The organism is Arsenicibacter rosenii, from assembly GCF_001870735.1.
Classification (GTDB): domain Bacteria; phylum Bacteroidota; class Bacteroidia; order Cytophagales; family Spirosomataceae; genus Arsenicibacter; species Arsenicibacter rosenii.
This window is the reverse complement of the sequence record NZ_MORL01000147.1, coordinates 1-1,293: the sequence shown is the minus strand read 5'-3', so window position 1 is coordinate 1,293 and position 1,293 is coordinate 1. Positions and strand designations below refer to the sequence as shown.

Annotated in this window: 1 pseudogene; it reads right to left on the bottom strand. The window is 42.9% G+C overall.

The window, feature by feature from the left end:
- Positions 1 to 743: pseudogene (locus tag BLX24_RS30450) on the bottom strand (hypothetical protein); the annotation flags it as partial.
- Positions 744 to 1,293: the final 550 nt, after the last annotated feature.

Here is a 1,293-nt window from a genome sequence, read left to right as displayed (position 1 = left end):
CCTAAAAATACATTGTCTGTACCGGTAGTATTACCTCGGCCTGCCTGATAACCAATAAATGTATTAGCACCACCCTTCGATGTATAACCACTTTGAAATCCAACAAACGTATTTAAGGCTCCATCTGTGTTACCGAAACCAGCACGGCTTCCAAGAAATGTGTTACCGGCAGCCGTGTTGTTATACCCGGCACTATCGCCGACAGCTACGTTGAAGCTAGATGTCGAGTTATTAAAACCAGATGCAGTTCCCAGATACGAGTTGTTGTTACCTGAAAAGTTTAACAAGCCAGAACCAGACCCCAAAAACATATTGTTAGTTCCTTTTCCGTTGGTTGTACCGGTAAAGTAACCAATAAACACGTTGTTGTTTCCTTCTGTGTTAACACTCCCTGCAAATGAACCAATAAATGCGTTGCTACGGCCGGTTGTATTTGTACTTCCGGTAGAATAACCAATAAATGCATTATTAGATCCAACTGTGTTGCTAACCCCGGATTGTGATCCAATCATCAGGTTATTACGACCGGACGTATTCGAAGCTCCAGCCAAATAACCCACAGACACGTTGTCTGTACCGGTATTCGCCGTTGACGAATTGACTGCCCCCACACCAATATACGTATTTTGGGAGCCTGGTGTTGAGCTAGCTGGCGTAGTAACCACCAGATTGGTTTGAGCTACCAGCGGTAGCGTTGCGCACAATAACCCCAGCGTTAGGCAAGAGGTGTAGAAACGTACCATACAAACGTGTTTTATGGATAAAAAATAGTTAATACTTTTTGATGAATTCCATTTCAAAATTGTGAAAAAAGGAATTCTTAAGCAATGTCCGGTCTATACATCACCAGGCTTTGTTTAGCTAATGGGTACGACAAACCCGCAAATTCAGTTATAATATACTAATAGCTAGCACATTACAATAGATAAAAAATGAGCCGACAAAGGCTCACTTTAATTATATTACCTGTTAATGCGATGAAACATGCCTACTTTTTTTCTAACAGCTTAAGAATTTTCTCCAGTTGTTGTTTCATCTCTTTGTTTTCTTGTTTCAACTGATCTACATCTTTAGCTTTTTTCTCCAGANCTTCGATCTTCTCCAGGAGCTTAGCGTTCATCTTCACCACATCTATGCCCTCTTCCACCACCTGTTCCGCACTCGGTAAACCCGGCAGGTGCTTGTGCGCCTTCACATAAGCCTCCACCTCACTCAGGGCACGTAGCTTGTAACCCGATGAAAACACGTAGTCACTCCACTCGCTGCTGTTCTTCACCGCTACCTTGATCCGCT